Origin of the sequence: Sandarakinorhabdus glacialis (genome assembly GCF_014643455.1) — a bacterium.
Lineage (GTDB): Bacteria > Pseudomonadota > Alphaproteobacteria > Sphingomonadales > Sphingomonadaceae > Sandarakinorhabdus > Sandarakinorhabdus glacialis.
Window position 1 is genome coordinate 77,039 of record NZ_BMJM01000006.1, and the last position, 16,446, is coordinate 93,484.

A 16,446-nucleotide genomic window follows, 5' to 3' on the forward strand; every position below is an offset into this window, starting at 1 on the left:
CACCAATGAACATCGAAAAATTCACCGACCGCGCCAAGGGTTTCCTGCAATCGGCGCAAACCGTCGCCATCCGCAACAACCACCAGCGTGTCGCCCCCGAACACGTCCTCAAGGCGCTCCTCGAGGATGAGGAAGGCATGGCCTCCAACCTCATACGCGCCGCCGGCGGCCGCCCCGAAACCGCGATACAGCAGACCGATCAGGCCCTCGCCAGGATCGCACAGGTCTCCGGCGCAGGTGCCCAGCAGCTCAGCTGGGACAGCGACACCGTCCGCGTCATCGACAGCGCCGAACAGATCGCCACCAAGGCCAAGGACAGCTTCGTGACTGTCGAACGCCTGCTGGTTGCACTGACGCTGGCGACCACCACAGCCGCCGGAAAGGCGCTCGCCGCCGCCGGCGTAACCGCGCAAGCCCTTAACACGGCGATCGAATCTGTCCGCAAGGGCCGCAGCGCCGACAGCGCCGGCGCCGAGGCGAACTTCGACGCGCTGAACAAATACGCCCGCGATCTCACCCAGGCGGCGCGCGACGGCAAGCTCGATCCGGTCATCGGCCGAGACGAAGAAATCCGCCGCACCATCCAGGTCCTGGCGCGCCGCACCAAGAACAACCCGGTCCTCATCGGCGAACCCGGCGTCGGCAAGACCGCCGTCGTCGAAGGCCTGGCGCTGCGCATCGCCAACGGCGACGTTCCCGATGGCTTGAAGGACAAGCGCCTGATGTCACTGGACATGGGCGCGCTGATCGCCGGCGCAAAATACCGCGGCGAATTCGAGGAACGCCTCAAGGGCGTGCTCGACGAAGTCCGCGCCGAAGGATCGGACGTCGTGCTGTTCATCGACGAGATGCACACATTGGTCGGGGCAGGGGCCTCCGAAGGCTCGATGGACGCCTCGAACCTGTTGAAGCCGGCGCTCGCCCGCGGTGAACTCCACTGCATCGGCGCGACGACGCTCAACGAATATCGCAAATATGTCGAAAAGGACGCTGCACTCGAACGGCGCTTCCAGCCGGTCTTGGTTGGCGAACCGACCGTCGAGGACACCATCTCGATCCTGCGCGGGCTCAAGGAGAAATACGAACTTCACCACGGCGTCCGCATCACGGACGGCGCCATCGTCGCTGCGGCAACCCTCTCGAGTCGCTACATTTCCGATCGTTTCCTGCCCGACAAGGCGATCGACCTGATGGACGAGGCCGCCTCGCGGTTGCGTATGGAAGTCGAATCCAAGCCCGAGGAAATCGAGAACCTCGACCGCCGGATCGTCCAGCTGAAGATCGAGGAAGGCGCGCTGCAACGCGAATCCGATACGGCTTCGAAGGATCGGCTGGTCGCGCTCCAGACCGAACTGTCGGACCTTGACGAACAATCGCGCGCCCTGACGATGCGGTGGCAGGCGGAAAAGGACAAGCTCGACGCCGCGACCAAGATCAAGGAGCAGCTTGACGCCGCGCGCCTCGAAGTCGAGCAGGCGCAGCGCGGCGGCGACTATGCCAAGGCCGGCGAACTGACCTATGGCCGCATCCCCGACCTCGAGCGCCAGCTTGCCGAGGCCGAGATCGCCACCGCCAATGCCATGACCCGCGAGGAAGTCACCGGCGACGATATCGCCGCCGTCGTGTCGCGCTGGACCGGCATTCCTGTCGACCGCATGCTTGAGGGTGAGCGCGACAAGCTGTTGAAGATGGAAGACCTTTTGTCGGCACAGGTCATCGGCCAGGCCGCCGCCGTGCACGCCGTATCATCGGCGGTCCGCCGCTCGCGCGCCGGGTTGCAGGACCCCAATCGCCCGCTCGGCAGCTTCCTGTTCCTCGGGCCGACGGGAGTCGGCAAGACCGAATTGACCAAGTCGCTCGCCAATTTCCTGTTCGACGATCCGCGCGCGATGGTCCGCATCGACATGTCGGAATATATGGAAAAGCACGCGGTTGCCCGGCTGATCGGGGCGCCTCCGGGCTATGTCGGCTATGAGGAGGGCGGGATATTGACCGAAGCCGTCCGGCGGCGGCCCTACCAGGTCGTGCTGTTCGACGAGGTCGAGAAGGCGCACGGCGATGTCTTCAACATCCTGCTCCAGGTGCTTGATGACGGCCGGCTGACCGACGGGCAGGGGCGGACGGTCGATTTTACCAACACGATCATCATCCTGACGTCGAACCTCGGCAGCCAGTATATCGCCGCGCTACGCGACGACCAGCAGGTGGCCGATGCCGAGGCGCAGGTGATGGAAGTGGTTCGCGGTCACTTCCGGCCCGAGTTCCTCAATCGCCTGGACGAAATCGTGCTGTTCCAACGGCTTGGTGAAAGCGCGATGGCGCCGATCGTCGACCTTCAGGTGGCGCGGGTCCAGGACCTGCTCAAGGATCGCAAGGTGACGCTCGACCTGACCGACGCGGCGCGGCGCTGGCTGGCGCGGGTCGGCTATGACCCGGTCTATGGTGCCCGGCCATTGAAGCGCACCGTCCAGAAGCATCTGCAGGATCCGCTGGCCGACCTGATCCTGGCTGGCAAGGTCTCAGACGGCAGCACGATTCATGTCGACGAAGGCGATGGCAAGCTGGCGCTGACCCCGCAATAGGGGTCAGTTGCCGCCGGGCTTGGTCCGTGTCGTGTCGACCAGGTCGCGACTGAACGCTTGGTTGGTGTCGTCGATATAGGCCCATTGCGCCCGAGTGTGGCAGGTTTTCCTAGACTTCACCAAGCTGCCGGTTTCCTTGTCGCGGCGGCAGATTGTTTCCTGCATCCGGTCGGCGGGCGCCACCGCGGCGGCGGTTTCGACGACTGCGACGGGTGCCGCGGCTATCGTCCAGAAAGCAACCGCTGCCGCAATGATGCTGATCGATCGCACGTCGCTCTCCTGTCATGGGTGTAATGATCGCAAAGATAGACCAAGCCAAACCTGCTGCAAGTGCGAATAGGGTTGCGGGATGGGGGAGCGCTGGCCAAATGGTGGGATGACGCAAGCCATAGCCAATATCGGCGCCATCGTGCGCGATCCCCTCTGGTATCCGCATCGCTATGATCCGGGCCATGATGCGTTTCAGTTCAGGCCGCTCTCCCGCGATCAGCACCGCAGCGCGACGTTCCTGACCGACGAGTATCTGGGTGCCGCCGCGCCGACGGCGATCCGGCGCAGCGATATCGAGACGGTGCCATACGATCAGGCACCTCTGCATTTCATCTTTCATTCGGCGTTCTGTTGTTCGACGGTGCTGGCGCGGGCCTTCGATATAGATGGCGTTTCGATGGGGTTGAAGGAGCCCGTGCTGCTCAACGACATCATCGGCTGGCAGCACCGGGGCGGCACCGCGGCACAGATCGCGCCGGTGCTCGATGACGGACTGGCGCTGCTGTCGCGGCCATTTGCCAGCGGCGAGGCAGTGGTCATCAAGCCTTCGAACGTCGTCAACGGGCTGGCGCCGGGAATGTTGTCGATGCGTCCCGAAGCCCGGGCGTTGCTGCTGCATTGTCCGCTGCGGACGTACCTGGGCTCGATCGCCAAGAAGGGCATGACCGGGCGCTTGTGGGCACGCGAGCTGCTGGTCAAGCAATTGGCCGAGGGGCTGCATGGCTTTGGCTATTCGGCGCAGGATTATATCGGACAAACCGATTTGCAGGCGGCGGCGATCGGCTGGTTGGCGCAACATGCGTTGTTCCTCAAGATGATCGGGCATTTTCCGGGCCGGATCCGGACGATCGACTCTGCAACGCTGATGGCGAACCCGGCAAGGTCGATGGCGGCGCTGGCGGCGTTTTACGGGCTCGATGTCGACGTCCAGGCTGTCATCGCGGGCCCGGCATTCACCCGGCACAGCAAGTTCGGCAATGATTTCAGCAGCGAGACGCGCGATGCCGAGGTCGAGCAGTCGGTGACCGCGCACCATGACGAGATCGAGAAGGTCGTGGCCTGGTCGGACGCGGTGGCGAAATCCGTGGGGATTCCAATGGTCTTGCCGGCACCGCTGCTCTAAGGCCTGCTCGCGACCGCTGTCACATGTGTTAACATGTTCCACATTTTCCGCTTTCGCACGTTTTCGTGTGAAGCGCATTTCCGGCGCGCGAACGCAGCGATCCGGCCGGGTGTCGCTGTGTGATCTGGCTGCCAGACGCATATCGCCGCCGTAGCGGAAACGGGGCGTGTAGGACAGGTGACGACAGGCAAAGAAAAGGGCGGGTCTTTCGACCCGCCCCTTCAGTCGCTTTCGATGTCTTGCAGACTAGAACTTGAGGTTCACCTGCATTGCGTAACGGCGGCCCAGCGCGTCGTAGGTCGACGGATAGGTGTTGCCGCTGTTGAAGGTCGTCGAACCGGCGTTCGAACCCACGACCGGAGGCTGCTTGTTGAGCAGGTTGGTCACGGTGAGAACCAGCGAGAGGTTCTCCATGACGCTGACGCGGCCGCTCAGATCGAAGTAATCGTACGCCTTGATCTTCGAGTATGCCGGCAGATACGAACCCTGCTCGACGACATCAAGGGGCTCCTGCTCGAGACCGTCGATGTGACGCCACAACAGCGAGATGTCAAAGTCGTTGAAGCCAAGCGTTGTGCGCAGCGACGACTGCCACTTGGGCTGCAGCGAGCCGGTAAATGAGCAGTTGACCGAGTAGAAGCCAACGCACTCACGGCTCACGCCGCCGCCTGCTGCCGTTACATCGGCATTGAACATCGAGTGGAACGTGTAGTTGAAGTTACCCGTAATGCCCAGCTTGGCGAAGCCGATATCGTTCGAATAGTTCAAAGTCACGTCGATACCGTCGGTTTCGATGCGGCCGAGGTTCGACGAAGCCAGGAACAGGCCCGGTGTCGTCGAAGGATCGCCGTCGAGACCACCAGTTGCCGGATTGCGCCGGATGGCAAGGCAAGCAGGGCTCGCAGCGCTGGCTGCTGACAGGTTACCAAAGCAGGCGGCAACAGCATCACCAGGAAGCGGGTTCGACACCGCGTCCTTGACGGTGATGTTGTAGTAATCGACCGTCAATGCCAGGCCAGGAGCGAAGGTTGGCTGGAACACAGCGCCGACAGTCCAGGTGTTGGCCGTTTCCGGCTGCAGTTCGAGGTTGCCACCAGCCGTGGCGTTTGCCTGGCCCGCGGTCGGGTTCAGGATGCCGCCGATCGAAGTGCTTGGCGCACCCTGTGCAAGGCAGACCGCACGCAGGTTGGCGTTCGCCACTGGGGCGGCGCCGGCGCAAGGATCGTTCGACAGGTTGGTCAGGCCGGTGTTCTGCGGCGAAAACAGTTCGCCGATGTTCGGAGCGCGAACAGCGCGGCTATAGTTACCGCGAAGCTTGAGACCCTGAACCATTTCCCAGGTACCGCCGGCCTTCCAGGTGAAGGTGTTGTAGGCAGGCTCGGTCGGTGCATCGACCTTGTAGTCGGAGTAGCGCGCGCCGCCTTCCAGGGTCAGGTTTTCGAAGAATGGCTTGTCCTGGATGAGCGGAACGATAAGCTCGCCATAGACTTCCTTGACTTCATAGCCGCCGGTGATGTCCGGAGCTGCGCCGCCGGCACCGCCAAGTTCGCCAGCCGTCTTGGCAAGCGAATCGGAACGCTGCTGTGCCTTGTACTTGCGATATTCGCCGCCGATGGCGAAGCCGATGGCATCGGTAGCGCCGGGAATGGCGACGCCCACATCACCCGAAACGATACCACGCACCTGGGCGAGCGACGTCTTGACGGTCGTCGTGCTCTCGCCGTTGATATAGGCTGCGCCGGCCTGGCTGATCGAACCCGCTGGGCCGAAGTAGTTGATCGGAACGCAGGTCTTGTCGGCGGTCTGGCAGACCGGGTTAGCGGCGGTGCCGTTGACCAGAAGCGTGTTGCGAACCTTCGAGGCCAGCACATAACCCTGAAGGGTCTGGCGGTTCTCGCTTTCACCGTAAGAACCGGACAGATCCCAATCGACGGAGTCGGTGACCTTGCCCTTCAGGCCGGCACGATAATCGAACAACGTGGTCGAATAGTCGCTGATCCGCGGACCGACTTCGGTGGTGCGACGGGCCAGAGCCGTATCGACCGTGCGATAGTTTGGATCCGTTGGTCCCGTGGCAACCGCGGCTGCAGCGCACTGAGCAGGCGTGAAGCGCGCCTGGTAAGTGCCGGCAGCACCGACGTTGGCAGCGCAGAACTGGTTGCGCAGGCCGGCTGGCAGGAACGGGTTGTTGAGGTTGATCGTTACCGGGGTGCCGAATGCGCCCGATGGCGCAATGATGGTCTTGACGTTGTTCTTCGAGAACAGGCCGCGGGTATAGAATTGCAGCGAGTCCGAAACGTCGTACTTGGCGGCGCCATAGATGTTGAAACGTTCGAATGGCGTCTGGAAGATGTTGTAAGGGTTGAAGTTGAACGGCGCGTACAGCCCGCGCGCCGTGCCCGTGGCGGGGTCAAGCTGAAGGTTGCCGTTGGCAACCGCAGGGTTGGTGCTTGGCAAACCGGTGACGGGGTCGATCGGACGAAGGCCGGTGAAACGCGACGGAATAGCCGTTCCCGAACCGCTTGGAGCGCCAGTATAGGTGCTACGGCCGAAGATCGAGAAGTCGCGGGCGCCCTGATAGACAGGATCGGCCTTCTGGTAGCCGACCGACAGGACGGCGTTGCCGCGGCCTTCGTCGAAGTTGCCACCGACGGTCAGATCGGCGCGATAGGTTGCGCCATCGCCGGCTTCGGTCAGGCCGGTGCCGAGCTGAAGATCGACACCCGAGAAGTCCTGCTTGGTGACGAAGTTGACGACGCCGGAGATGGCATCGGCACCATAGGTCGTCACGGCGGCGCCGGTCAGGGCGTCAACGCGCTCGACGAGAGCCAGCGGGATGTTGTTGAGATCGACGCGGCCGGCGATGCCGGCAGGTGCGATGCGGTTGCCGTCGAGAAGGACGATGTTGCGGGTCGAACCGATACCGCGAAGATCGACGAACGAGGCGCCGCCGTTGCCGTTGTTGACGGCCGAACCGATCGAAGGAACGACGCCCGGGATGTCGCGAAGGACTTCTTCGGCGACGTTCGAAGCGCGCAGCTGGATGGTGTCGGCGGTGGTCACGGTGACCGGAGCAGCCGAAATCAGGTTCGGGTTGCGGATCAGCGAGCCGGTGACGACGATCGTGCCTTCGTCAGTCGTCGTGGCGACGGTTTCCGGCGTCGGCACGGCCTGGGCCAGTGCGGCGCCAGGAATGGCGAGAATGGCGATGACGAACGTTGCGACGCCGCCCTTCAGTGCTGCTCGGTTGAGCGAAGATTTCGCAGAGATCACAGGCAAATCCTTTACCTAAAATGTTGCGCGATGATCACCACGTTGTGTCGCCATCAAGATTGATGGCCCCCTTCGCGACGATGGACCCTGCCCCACAGCAGCGCACCGCTCCAGCCCTTATGGCCTGTGCTGCCTTCTCCCCAAAGCGCGTCCGCGTGTAAAGCCGCCGCCTTGTCGCGAGGCGATTAGGAAAAACAGTGTTGCGCTGCGGCAACAGGATGATGACCGTCCGGCGACTCTGTAATTAAGATTGTGTAAAGTTTTCGACCTCGATCAGCCGGCGCCGAAATCCTCGAGAGCCTGTCCCGACGCCGCGATTGTCGCGACATAGTCGCGGACCAGCTCGCGCTCCGAAAGTGTCAGGTGCGGATTCCAGGTGTCGATGATCAGCACCGCGCGCAGCGTGTCGGAATTGTTCCAGGCTTCGTGCTCGATGGTATCGTCGAAGGCGAATGCCTCGCCTTCGATCCAGGGCCGCGTCTCGTTGCCGACGCGGAAGCTGCAGCCGTCGGGCACGATCAGCGGCAGGTGGATGATCGTCCGGATGTTGGTGGCACCGGTGTGCGGCGGGATATGGGTGCGCGGTTTCAACAGCGAAAAGAACGCCACCGGGCCGCGTGTCTCCAGGTCGAACAGCGGCAACCGGTCGAGCAGGGCGGCGGTTTGCGGGCAATGCGCACGCACCGCGTCCTGCGGGATGCCGTGCTGGATGAGGAACTGCGCCGCCCAGGCATCATTATGGTTAAGCGCCGCCCATTGGTTGACCGGCGTGCCCGGGGCATAGGCCACATAGGGAGCAAAGCCGTTGTTTGCCCCGGCCATCAGCGCCTGGAGTTCGGCGCGGATGACGGGGGTCGCGGCCTCGAGCTCGGCGAGCCAGGGGAAATGCGCGCGCGGCACGAACTGTTCGGCGGGCAGATAGGGATAGTGGAGAACCAGCGGCGCTTGCTGGAAGACCCGCCGCCGGCCGAGCGCGACGTCGACGAAGTGGCGGAAGCGCTCGCTGTCCTCGGCCGGCAGCGATTGCAGGGCAGGGGCCAGCGCCGTGTCGAGCCGGGCCGAGACCTGCGCTTCGGCCTTGGCGACAAAGGCCCGCGCATGGGCGAGGCCGGCGGCAAAACCCGGCCCATGCGGCGCGGCGGGATCGACCGCCGCCAGCAGCCGCTGGTAATGTTCGAGCGCTGCGACAGGCTCGCCAGCGTCCTCGAGCAACCGCGCCTTGCCGAGCAGCGCATGATCGAAATAGGGTGCCAGATCGAGCGCGCTGTCGAGCGCCCGGCCCTGCGCGGCGGTATCCCTCGCCGCGCCATGCGCGTTGGCGAGATTGTACCAGAGCAGCGGCGAATCCGGGTCGGCGGCAACGGCGCGCGTTAACAGCGCGGCTGCTGTCGGTGCATCGCCCTGGCCGAGCGCGCGCAGCCCGGCGGCATTCAGCGCGGCTGGGTCATCGGTCATTGCTGCCTCCATCGATGAGTCGCGCGGGATCGACGCGGACGTCGGTCCAGGTCACGCCCCAGTGCAGGTGCGGGCCTGTTGCACGCCCGGTGCGGCCGACGGTGCCGATCTGCTGGCCCCGTTCGACAAGCGCGCCCGGCACGACGTCGATCCGCGACAGGTGGAGGAACGCCGAGACCAGCCCGAAGCCGTGGTCGATCATGACCAGATTGCCCTCGAGCGTGAAGGGACCATCGGCGAGGCGCACGATGCCGGCGGCGGGAGCGAGCACCGGGGCGCCCGCGCCGGCGGCGATGTCGAGGCCCGAATGCGGCGCGGCGGGGGTGCCGGAGAAGATGCGTTGCGAGCCATAGACACCCGATATCGGTCCCTTGGCGGGTTTCCGGAAGCGGCCGTCCCACGCCATGCTGTCGCCGATGTCGGCGCGGGCGGCGGCGATCCTGGCGATCTCGGCGGGGCGGCGGGCTTCGAATTCGGCATCGGGCACAGGGCGCGGCGGCAACGTCGGCAGCGACTGGATCCGCCATTGGCGCGGCGCGACGTCGATGACGCGGGTGACGGGCTGGCCGCCTTTCGTCCACACCAGCAATGCCTTGGGCTCGGCGTCGCGGCCGAAGCCGATGAGGAAACGGCCGCCAAGGCTGGTCTTGACCGGCTTGCCATCGAGGGTGAGCAACGTCGTGCCGGCGGGCACGGTCCCGCGCATGACGCCGCCCTGTTCCGGGGTGCCTTCGATTTTCAGGCCGTCTTCCGGGGCGGCGGCAATCAGGGCGACCGCCAACAGCCCTGCGACCAGCCTCACAGGCGGCCCTTTTCCTTCATTTCCTGGTAGCGCGCCGTGGCCGCCGCCGCATCGGCATAGGGTTCCTGCAGCTCGTGGCTCCAGTAGCGCAGCGCCGGCAGGGCGATGCGCTTGCCGGTCACGGCGCAGGTGACGAACTCGCCCGGCGCCAGCACATGGTAGGAGCCGGAGAGGTAGCGCAGGCGGGCAGGGCGTCCCAGTGTGTCGAGCATCATAACAGTCTCCCTTGCGCGGTGGCGCCGGCGGGCGGCGTCCTTGGCGCGGTTGGTGGCGCCGCGCCGGTGGCGACGGGCATGTCGCCGTCGGCGAAGCGGATCGTCAGGCGCGATTCGGACTTGGCGGCGGCGGCACTGGGGACGAGCTTGCCGCCCGGCGCGATGACCAGCGCATAGCCGCGGGCGAGGACCTGGTCGGGGCCGAGCGAGCCGAGCAGGCGGGCGGCGGCGGCAAGGCGGGCCTGTGCCTTGGCGGTCGCGTTGGTGACGAGGAACAGGCGCAGCCGCGCGCTGCGGCGCTCGAGCTGGGCGCGGTCGCGGATTGCAACGCCGCGGGCTCCGCGGTCGAGGCCGGCGCTTGCCGCGGTGAGGGCGGCGGCGGCGCGGTCGCGGCGGCCGGCGATGAGGGCGGGGCGGAGGGCAGCACCGGCGCGCTCGGCCCGGCCGCGCCAGAAGCCGGCGCTGGCGCGCAGGCCGCGGGGCAGGCGGTCGAAGAGTTCGTCGGCGCGCTGGCTGGGAAGGGCCAATAATGTGCGGGCCTGGGGCAGGCGGCCGGCGACGGATTGCGTGCGGTCGCGGCGCTGGACGAGGGCGCGCGCGGCGGCACGGTCGAGGCGGGCGGCCTGCATGGCGAGCGCGGCCTTGAGTTCGGCAAGGACCGGCACGGCGCGCTCGGCGGCGGCGGTGGGGGTCGGGGCGCGCCAGTCCGACGCGAAATCGACCAGCGTGGTGTCGGTCTCGTGGCCGACGGCGCTGATCACCGGGATCAGGCTTTCGGCGACGGCGCGGACGACGATTTCCTCGTTGAAGGCGGCGAGGTCCTCGATCGAGCCGCCGCCGCGGGCGACGATAAGGAGGTCGGGGCGGGGGATACGGCCGCCGGGCGCGATGGCGTTGAAGCCGCGGACGGCGGCCGCGACCTGGCCGGCGGCGGCGTCGCCCTGGACGGCGACCGGCCAGACAAGGACGTGGCGCGGAAAGCGGTCGGCGAGGCGGTGGAGGATGTCGCGGATGACGGCGCCGGTCGGCGAGGTGATGACGCCGATGACGCGCGGGATGCTCGGCAATGGTTTCTTGCGCGCCGCGTCGAACAGGCCCTCGGCGGCGAGCTTGAGGCGGCGGGCTTCGATCTGCGCCAGCAGCGCGCCGACGCCGGCGGGCTCCATACGCTCGACGATGATCTGGTATTTGGAGCGGCCGGGGAAGGTCGTCAGCTTGCCGGTGACGATGACCTCGAGGCCGTCTTCTGGGCGAAAGCCGAGCGTTGCGGCGCTGGCCTTGAACATGACGAGGTCGATGACGGCGCGTTCATCCTTGATGGCGCCGTAGCAATGGCCCGAGACGTGGCGCTTGAACCCCGACAATTCGCCGCGGACGCGGACTTGCCCGAAAGCGGTCTCGACGGTGCGCTTGAGCGCGCCTGCGATCTCGCTGACCGAATATTCGGGGGTGTTGCCGACGGGGGCGTCCAGGACTTCGATATCGCTCACGGTGCAGACATAAGCCCAGTCCGCCCGCGCGTGAAGGCCTTAGCGTCAGCCCCGGAGCAGGCGCCGCACGGCCTCGGTGGTGAAACCGAACACGAGGTGCGAGACGATGGCGTAGACATGGAGTGCCGGGGGCGTTTCGGCGGGCGATGGGGCGAGGTCCAGCGCGGGGACGACAACATCGTCCATGCCGAGCGCGGTCACGATGCCAAAGGCACTGCCGCCGCCGAAGGTCACCACCCGTTCGCGTTCCGCCACCATGCCGTACAGCGCGCCGAGCCCCATGCCGAAGGCGTAGTGCACCGCTTCCCCGGCAACCGCCTTGCTGTTCTCGGGAACGGGCGATCCGGTCACCGCCTCTGCGGTCTTGTCGGCGGCGATCTCGGTTGCGGGCGGATCGTCGGACTTGGGCAGGAGGTCGGACACCATCGCCTGGAAAACACTCATCGCCGCCGACGCGAAAAGGCCGGCGATCGCGCCCGCCGCAAGACCCCGAAGGTCGTCGGTGGCGGCAAAACGGCGGTGGGGCAGGGGCATGGGGTTCATCCCTGCTCAACTATCGCTGCCCGCGCAGGTTCCGGTAGCGGTTGCCGTCAGTGACGCACCTGTTAAGAACCGCGCCATGAGCAAGTTCGACATACTGGTCCTGGGCAGCGGTGGCCGCGAGCACGCCTTGTGCTGGAAACTGCGCCAGAGCCCGTCCGTGGCCCGCCTCGTCTGCGCGCCGGGCAATGCCGGTATCGCGCAGGTCGCCGAATGTATAGCGCTCGACATCGCCGACCCGGCTGCCGTGCTGGCCTTCGCCCGCGACGGTGGCTTCGGCCTCGTCGTCGTCGGTCCCGAAGGCCCGCTGGTGGCCGGCGTCGTCGATGCCCTGCGCGCTGCCGGCATCCCGGTATTCGGGCCGACCGCCGCCGCGGCGCGTCTCGAAGGCTCGAAGGGCTTTACCAAGGACCTGTGCATCGCTGCAGGCATCCCGACCGCCGCCTATCGGCGTTTCGCGAGCGGCGCCGAGGCTGTCGAGTATACTGCCGCCCATGCGCTGCCGGTCGTCGTCAAGGCCGATGGCCTCGCCGCCGGCAAGGGTGTCGTCGTCGCCGCGACTCATGCCGAGGCGCTGGCGGCGCTCGCCGACCTGCCCGGGCCGGTGGTCATCGAGGAATGCATGACCGGTCCCGAGGCGAGCCTGTTCGTGCTTGCCGATGGCGAGACCTATTCGGTGTGGCCGTCGGCACAGGACTATAAGCGCGTCGGCGATGGCGACAAAGGCCCCAATACCGGCGGCATGGGGGCGATTTCGCCGGCGCCGCTGCTCAGCGACGCGCTGTGCGATCGCGCCGTCGCCGAGATCATCGAGCCGACTTTGGCGGCGATGGCCAGCGCCGGAACGCCCTTTACCGGCGTATTATATGCCGGGCTGATGCTGACCCCGACTGGCCCCAGGCTGATCGAATACAACGTCCGCTTCGGCGATCCCGAATGCCAGGTGCTGATGGCGCGGCTCGACGGCGACCTCGCCGAGATCCTGCTGGCCTGTGCGCAGGGCCGGCTGCGCCAAGTTGCGGCCAACTGGTTGCCCGACCCCGCCGTGACCATCGTCATGGCGGCCAACGGCTATCCCGGCACGCCTTTGAGCGGCACCGTCATCGCCGGCATCGACGCCGCCGAAGCCGAAGGCGCCATCGTCTTTCACGCCGGAACCGCACGCGACGGCGCCGACCATATCATCGCCACCGGGGGCCGCGTGCTGGCAGTGACGGCCATCGGAAGCGATAGTGGCGCCGCGCGCGCACGCGCCTATGTTGCGGCTGGCCGGATCGATTGGCCCGGCGGTTTCTACCGGCGCGACATCGGCGTCTAAATCCGTAACTTGCAGGACAAAACCGTGGAAATGAGCGAACGCCAGCAGCAGTTTTCCGGCACCGGCGAGGTGCGTACCGGACAGGAGATCGATCCTGCGCGGCTCGAAGCCTGGATGACGGAGAACGTCGAGGGCTATGCCGGGCCGCTGACCATTCGCCAGTTCAACGGCGGCCAGTCGAACCCGACCTACAAGCTGGTCACGCCGAAACAGAATTACGTCCTGCGCCGCAAGCCGCCCGGCGTGTTGCTGCCCAGCGCGCACGCTGTGGACCGCGAATACCGCGTCATCACCGCTTTGCACGCGCAAGGCTTTCCGGCACCGCGGACCTTCGGCCTGTGCAAGGACGACGCCGTCATCGGCACCTGGTTCTACATCATGGATTGCGTCGATGGCCGGGTGATCTGGGACGCGACCTTCCCCGATGCGACGCCGGACACCCGCGCCGCCTATTTCGACGCGATGAACCAGACCATCGCCGACCTCCACATGATCGACGTCGACAAGGCCGGCCTGACTGATTTCGGCAAGCCCGGCAATTATTTCGCCCGCCAGATCGCGCGCTGGTCTCGCCAATATATCGAGGATCCCGATGCCGGCCGCGTGCCGTCGATGGACAAGCTCGTCGAATGGCTGCCGAACAATATCCCGGTCGGCGACGAAATTTCGGTCGTCCACGGCGATTATCGCTGCGACAACATGATCTTCCACCCCAGCGAGCCCAAGGTTCTTGCCGTACTCGACTGGGAATTGTCGACGATCGGTCATCCGCTCGCCGATTTCAGCTATCACCTGATGATGTACCGGATGCCGCCAACGGGGACCACCGGCCTGGTTGGCAATGACTTGAAGGCGCTCGGCATCCCGTCCGAGGACGAATATGTCGCGGCCTATTGCCGGCGCACCGGCCGCACCGGCATCCCCGACCTCGATTTTTACGTCGCCTACAACATGTTCCGGCTGGCCGGCATCATCCACGGCATTCGCGGCCGTGTCGTGCGCGGCACCGCCGCCAATGCCCATGCCCGCAAGACCGCCGAGGGCGTCGAGATGCTCGCCGATCTCGCCTGGGCGCAGGCGCAAAAAGTCGGCGCATAAAAAACGGGCGGCACCCGAGGGTACCGCCCGCTTTTTATCCTGGTCGGGCGTCTAGCCCTGCGGCGGCGTCACACCGGTCGGCGGGGTTGTCGTATCAGCCGCCGGCGGTGCCGTCATATCGGCTGGCGCCGCATCGGCCGGCGGTGTCACGGGTTCGGCCGTTGCCGATGGTGCCGCCATCGAAGGCGACGCGCCCATGCTGCCCTGCGACTGGCCCATCGCGCCGGCACTAGCACCGGCACTACCGCTCAGCGACGCCAGCTGCTGGCGGTTCAGTTCCGCCGTCGCTGCGGCCTGCGCCTTGGCTTCGGCCTTGGTAGGACGCGCATCCGCCGTTGCTGACACCATTCCGGCCATCATGGCAGTCGCGATAAGGGTCTTGGTGAACATCGGAAAGTCTCCTGTAATTCTCGTCCCCTGCCCATCAACAACGCACATCCCCGCGCCCGGGTTTCAGCCGTACCATCGCTTCGTCCCACACCTGTTGCACTTGGCCGCGTCTGCCTTCATGCATGTCGGCATCGAAACGGTCGGGGGACAAGATGGCAAGATGGCTGGCTCTGGTGGTGACGCTCGTTGCCGCCGCATTCCTGGGTTTTGCCGCTGCCCGGCCGCCCCTTCCCGTCCCTGCCAGCGCGCCCGCCGACCAGTTTTCCGCCATCCGCGCCATGGGCGATGTGCGTGTCATTGCCCGCGCACCGCACCCCACCGGCTCCGCCGCCAATGACGCCGTACGCGCGCATCTTGTCGCCCGCCTGCAGGATCTCGGCTTCACCGTCCGCGAGACCAGCTTCCCGATGCCCGACAAGGCCCGCCGGGGGCTCGTCAAGCGCGGCACCGCCGATGCCGCGACCGGCGTCAATATCACCGCGCTGCGCCCGGGCCGCGATCCCGCAGCGCCCGCGGTCGCCCTGATGGCGCATTATGACAGCGTGCCCGGCTCGCCCGGCGCCGCCGACGATGCCGCCGGCGTTGCCGCCGCGCTCGAGATCGCCCGCGCCATCCCGCGTTCGACCCAGGCGCGCGATCTCGTCGTGCTGCTGACCGATGCCGAGGAAGCCGGGCTGGTCGGCGCGCGCGCCTTCTTCGCACCGGGAATTGCTGGCGACCCGCTGGCCGATCGCATCGGCGTGCTGGTCAACATGGAGACCCGCGGCGGCGGCGGCCGTGCCTTCATGTTCGAAACCGGCGCTGACAATGGCGCGATGATGGCGCTGTACCGCCGCGTCGTCGCCAATCCGACGACCACCGCGATGGCGGTCAAGATCTATGCCCTGCTGCCCAATTCGACCGATTTCACCCCGGTCCGCAAGCGCGGCATTCCGGGCTTCAACTTCGCTTTTACCGGCGATGCCCGGCTGTACCACTCGCCGCTGGCAACCCCCGACGCCGTCGACCAGGGCTCGATCCAGCACATGGGCGGGCAGGCATTGGGCATCACCCGCGCGCTGGTGACCGCCGGCGCGTTGCCACCGGCCGCCCCCGACGCGATCTTCGCCGATGTCTTCGGGCTGTTCACTTTGTCGTACCCCGTCGCCATGGGCTGGCTGCTGCTCGGCGTTGCCGCCGTCCTGCTCGTCGCCGCCGCGCGTCGCCGCCGTGCCGACTGGACCGGGTGGGGCCTTGCCGCCGCCGGCCTCGATGCCGTCACCGTCACGCTGACCGCCGGCGTGCTGCTCTATCTCGGCAATCTGCTGTCGGGCGCCGACGCACCGGTCAATTATTATGATCGCCTCGCCGCGCTGCCGCGCCTCGAGACGCAGGCGCTGCTGCTGATGCTCGCGTCACTGGCGATCACTGTCGCCATGTTGCCGCGCCGGCATTCGCGGCGGCATCCGCGCCGGCTATGGAGTGGATGGATCGGGCTTGCCGGGCTGAACCTGGTCATCGCCGCCGCGGCGCAGGTCTGGCTGCCCGCCGCGGGGCCGATCCTGGCCTGGCCGTTGCTCGTCGCGCTTGTCGCCATGACGATCGCCGCACGCGCGCCCGATACCGTGGGCACGATCGCCGCCATGGTGGCCGCCATCCTCGGCCTCGCCTGGCTGGGCAGCCTTGCCCATGGCGTCTTGCTCGGCATCGGCACCGGCATGCCGTCGGTCACGGCGGTGTTCGCGCCGCTCGGGCTCATGCTGCTCTGGCCGCTACTGCCGCACACCGCGGCCCGGCGACCGCTGCTGATCGCCGCGCTGTTGCTCGTCGTCGCTGCCGGCAGCCTGGCGCTCTGGGTTCGCGTCGACGCGCCGGCGCCATTGATCCCGGCTTATACCGACAGCAAATAGC

At 66.5% G+C, this 16,446-nt stretch carries 13 protein-coding genes; 5 read left to right on the top strand and 8 right to left on the bottom strand.

What is annotated here, in order from left to right:
- Positions 1–5: 5 nt before the first annotated feature.
- The gene (gene clpB, locus IEW98_RS09905) at positions 6–2,582 is read left to right on the top strand and encodes an ATP-dependent chaperone ClpB (protein WP_188762788.1); all 2,577 of its coding nucleotides are present in this window, start codon (positions 6–8) and stop codon (positions 2,580–2,582) included.
- A gap of 3 nt (positions 2,583–2,585) precedes the next feature.
- Here the strand turns inward: clpB and IEW98_RS09910 are convergent, their stop codons facing one another.
- Positions 2,586–2,852, bottom strand: a complete 267-nt coding sequence (locus IEW98_RS09910) for a hypothetical protein (protein WP_188762789.1) — start codon at positions 2,850–2,852, stop codon at positions 2,586–2,588.
- 106 nt (positions 2,853–2,958) lie between these two features.
- On the opposite strand from IEW98_RS09910, the gene IEW98_RS09915 reads away from it, so the two are divergent.
- Positions 2,959–3,975 (top strand): hypothetical protein, encoded by a 1,017-nt coding sequence (locus tag IEW98_RS09915; protein WP_188762790.1) that lies wholly within the window; start codon positions 2,959–2,961, stop codon positions 3,973–3,975.
- Positions 3,976–4,221: 246 nt separating this feature from the next.
- Here IEW98_RS09915 and IEW98_RS09920 read toward each other — a convergent pair whose 3' ends face one another.
- From IEW98_RS09920 to IEW98_RS09945, 6 genes are all read right to left on the bottom strand, one after another.
- Complete coding sequence (locus IEW98_RS09920) at positions 4,222–7,248, bottom strand: TonB-dependent receptor domain-containing protein (protein ID WP_243450678.1); 3,027 nt, start codon at positions 7,246–7,248, stop codon at positions 4,222–4,224.
- A gap of 273 nt (positions 7,249–7,521) precedes the next feature.
- Positions 7,522–8,703, bottom strand: a complete 1,182-nt coding sequence (locus IEW98_RS09925) for an aspartyl/asparaginyl beta-hydroxylase domain-containing protein (RefSeq protein ID WP_188762791.1) — start codon at positions 8,701–8,703, stop codon at positions 7,522–7,524.
- Positions 8,693–9,505 carry a M23 family metallopeptidase gene (locus IEW98_RS09930; RefSeq protein ID WP_243450679.1) on the bottom strand — a complete coding sequence of 271 codons (813 nt, stop codon included), beginning with the start codon at positions 9,503–9,505 and terminating at the stop codon, positions 8,693–8,695. The genes IEW98_RS09925 and IEW98_RS09930 overlap by 11 nt, the downstream gene beginning before the upstream one ends.
- Positions 9,502–9,720: a DUF2093 domain-containing protein gene (locus IEW98_RS09935; RefSeq protein ID WP_207792549.1), complete on the bottom strand. Its 219-nt coding sequence runs from the start codon at positions 9,718–9,720 to the stop codon at positions 9,502–9,504. Before IEW98_RS09935 ends, IEW98_RS09930 begins: the two co-directional genes overlap by 4 nt.
- Entirely contained in the window at positions 9,717–11,210 is a 1,494-nt protein-coding gene (gene xseA / locus IEW98_RS09940; RefSeq protein ID WP_243450680.1) for an exodeoxyribonuclease VII large subunit, read from the bottom strand. The genes IEW98_RS09935 and xseA overlap by 4 nt, the downstream gene beginning before the upstream one ends.
- 45 nt (positions 11,211–11,255) lie before the next feature.
- Positions 11,256–11,753: a DUF1440 domain-containing protein gene (locus tag IEW98_RS09945; protein WP_188762792.1), complete on the bottom strand. Its 498-nt coding sequence runs from the start codon at positions 11,751–11,753 to the stop codon at positions 11,256–11,258.
- A gap of 76 nt (positions 11,754–11,829) precedes the next feature.
- Between IEW98_RS09945 and purD the strand changes: the two genes are divergently transcribed.
- Both purD and IEW98_RS09955 read left to right on the top strand, forming a co-directional pair.
- Entirely contained in the window at positions 11,830–13,068 is a 1,239-nt protein-coding gene (gene purD / locus IEW98_RS09950; protein WP_188762793.1) for a phosphoribosylamine--glycine ligase, read from the top strand.
- Positions 13,069–13,098: 30 nt separating this feature from the next.
- A complete protein-coding gene (locus IEW98_RS09955; protein ID WP_188762794.1) occupies positions 13,099–14,166 on the top strand; it encodes a phosphotransferase family protein in 1,068 nt (355 codons plus the stop codon).
- 51 nt (positions 14,167–14,217) lie between these two features.
- Here the strand turns inward: IEW98_RS09955 and IEW98_RS09960 are convergent, their stop codons facing one another.
- Positions 14,218–14,556 (bottom strand): hypothetical protein, encoded by a 339-nt coding sequence (locus tag IEW98_RS09960; protein ID WP_188762795.1) that lies wholly within the window; start codon positions 14,554–14,556, stop codon positions 14,218–14,220.
- Between the two features lie 122 nt (positions 14,557–14,678).
- On the opposite strand from IEW98_RS09960, the gene IEW98_RS09965 reads away from it, so the two are divergent.
- Positions 14,679–16,445: a M20/M25/M40 family metallo-hydrolase gene (locus tag IEW98_RS09965; RefSeq protein WP_188762796.1), complete on the top strand. Its 1,767-nt coding sequence runs from the start codon at positions 14,679–14,681 to the stop codon at positions 16,443–16,445.
- The last annotated feature ends 1 nt before the right edge of the window (position 16,446 follow it).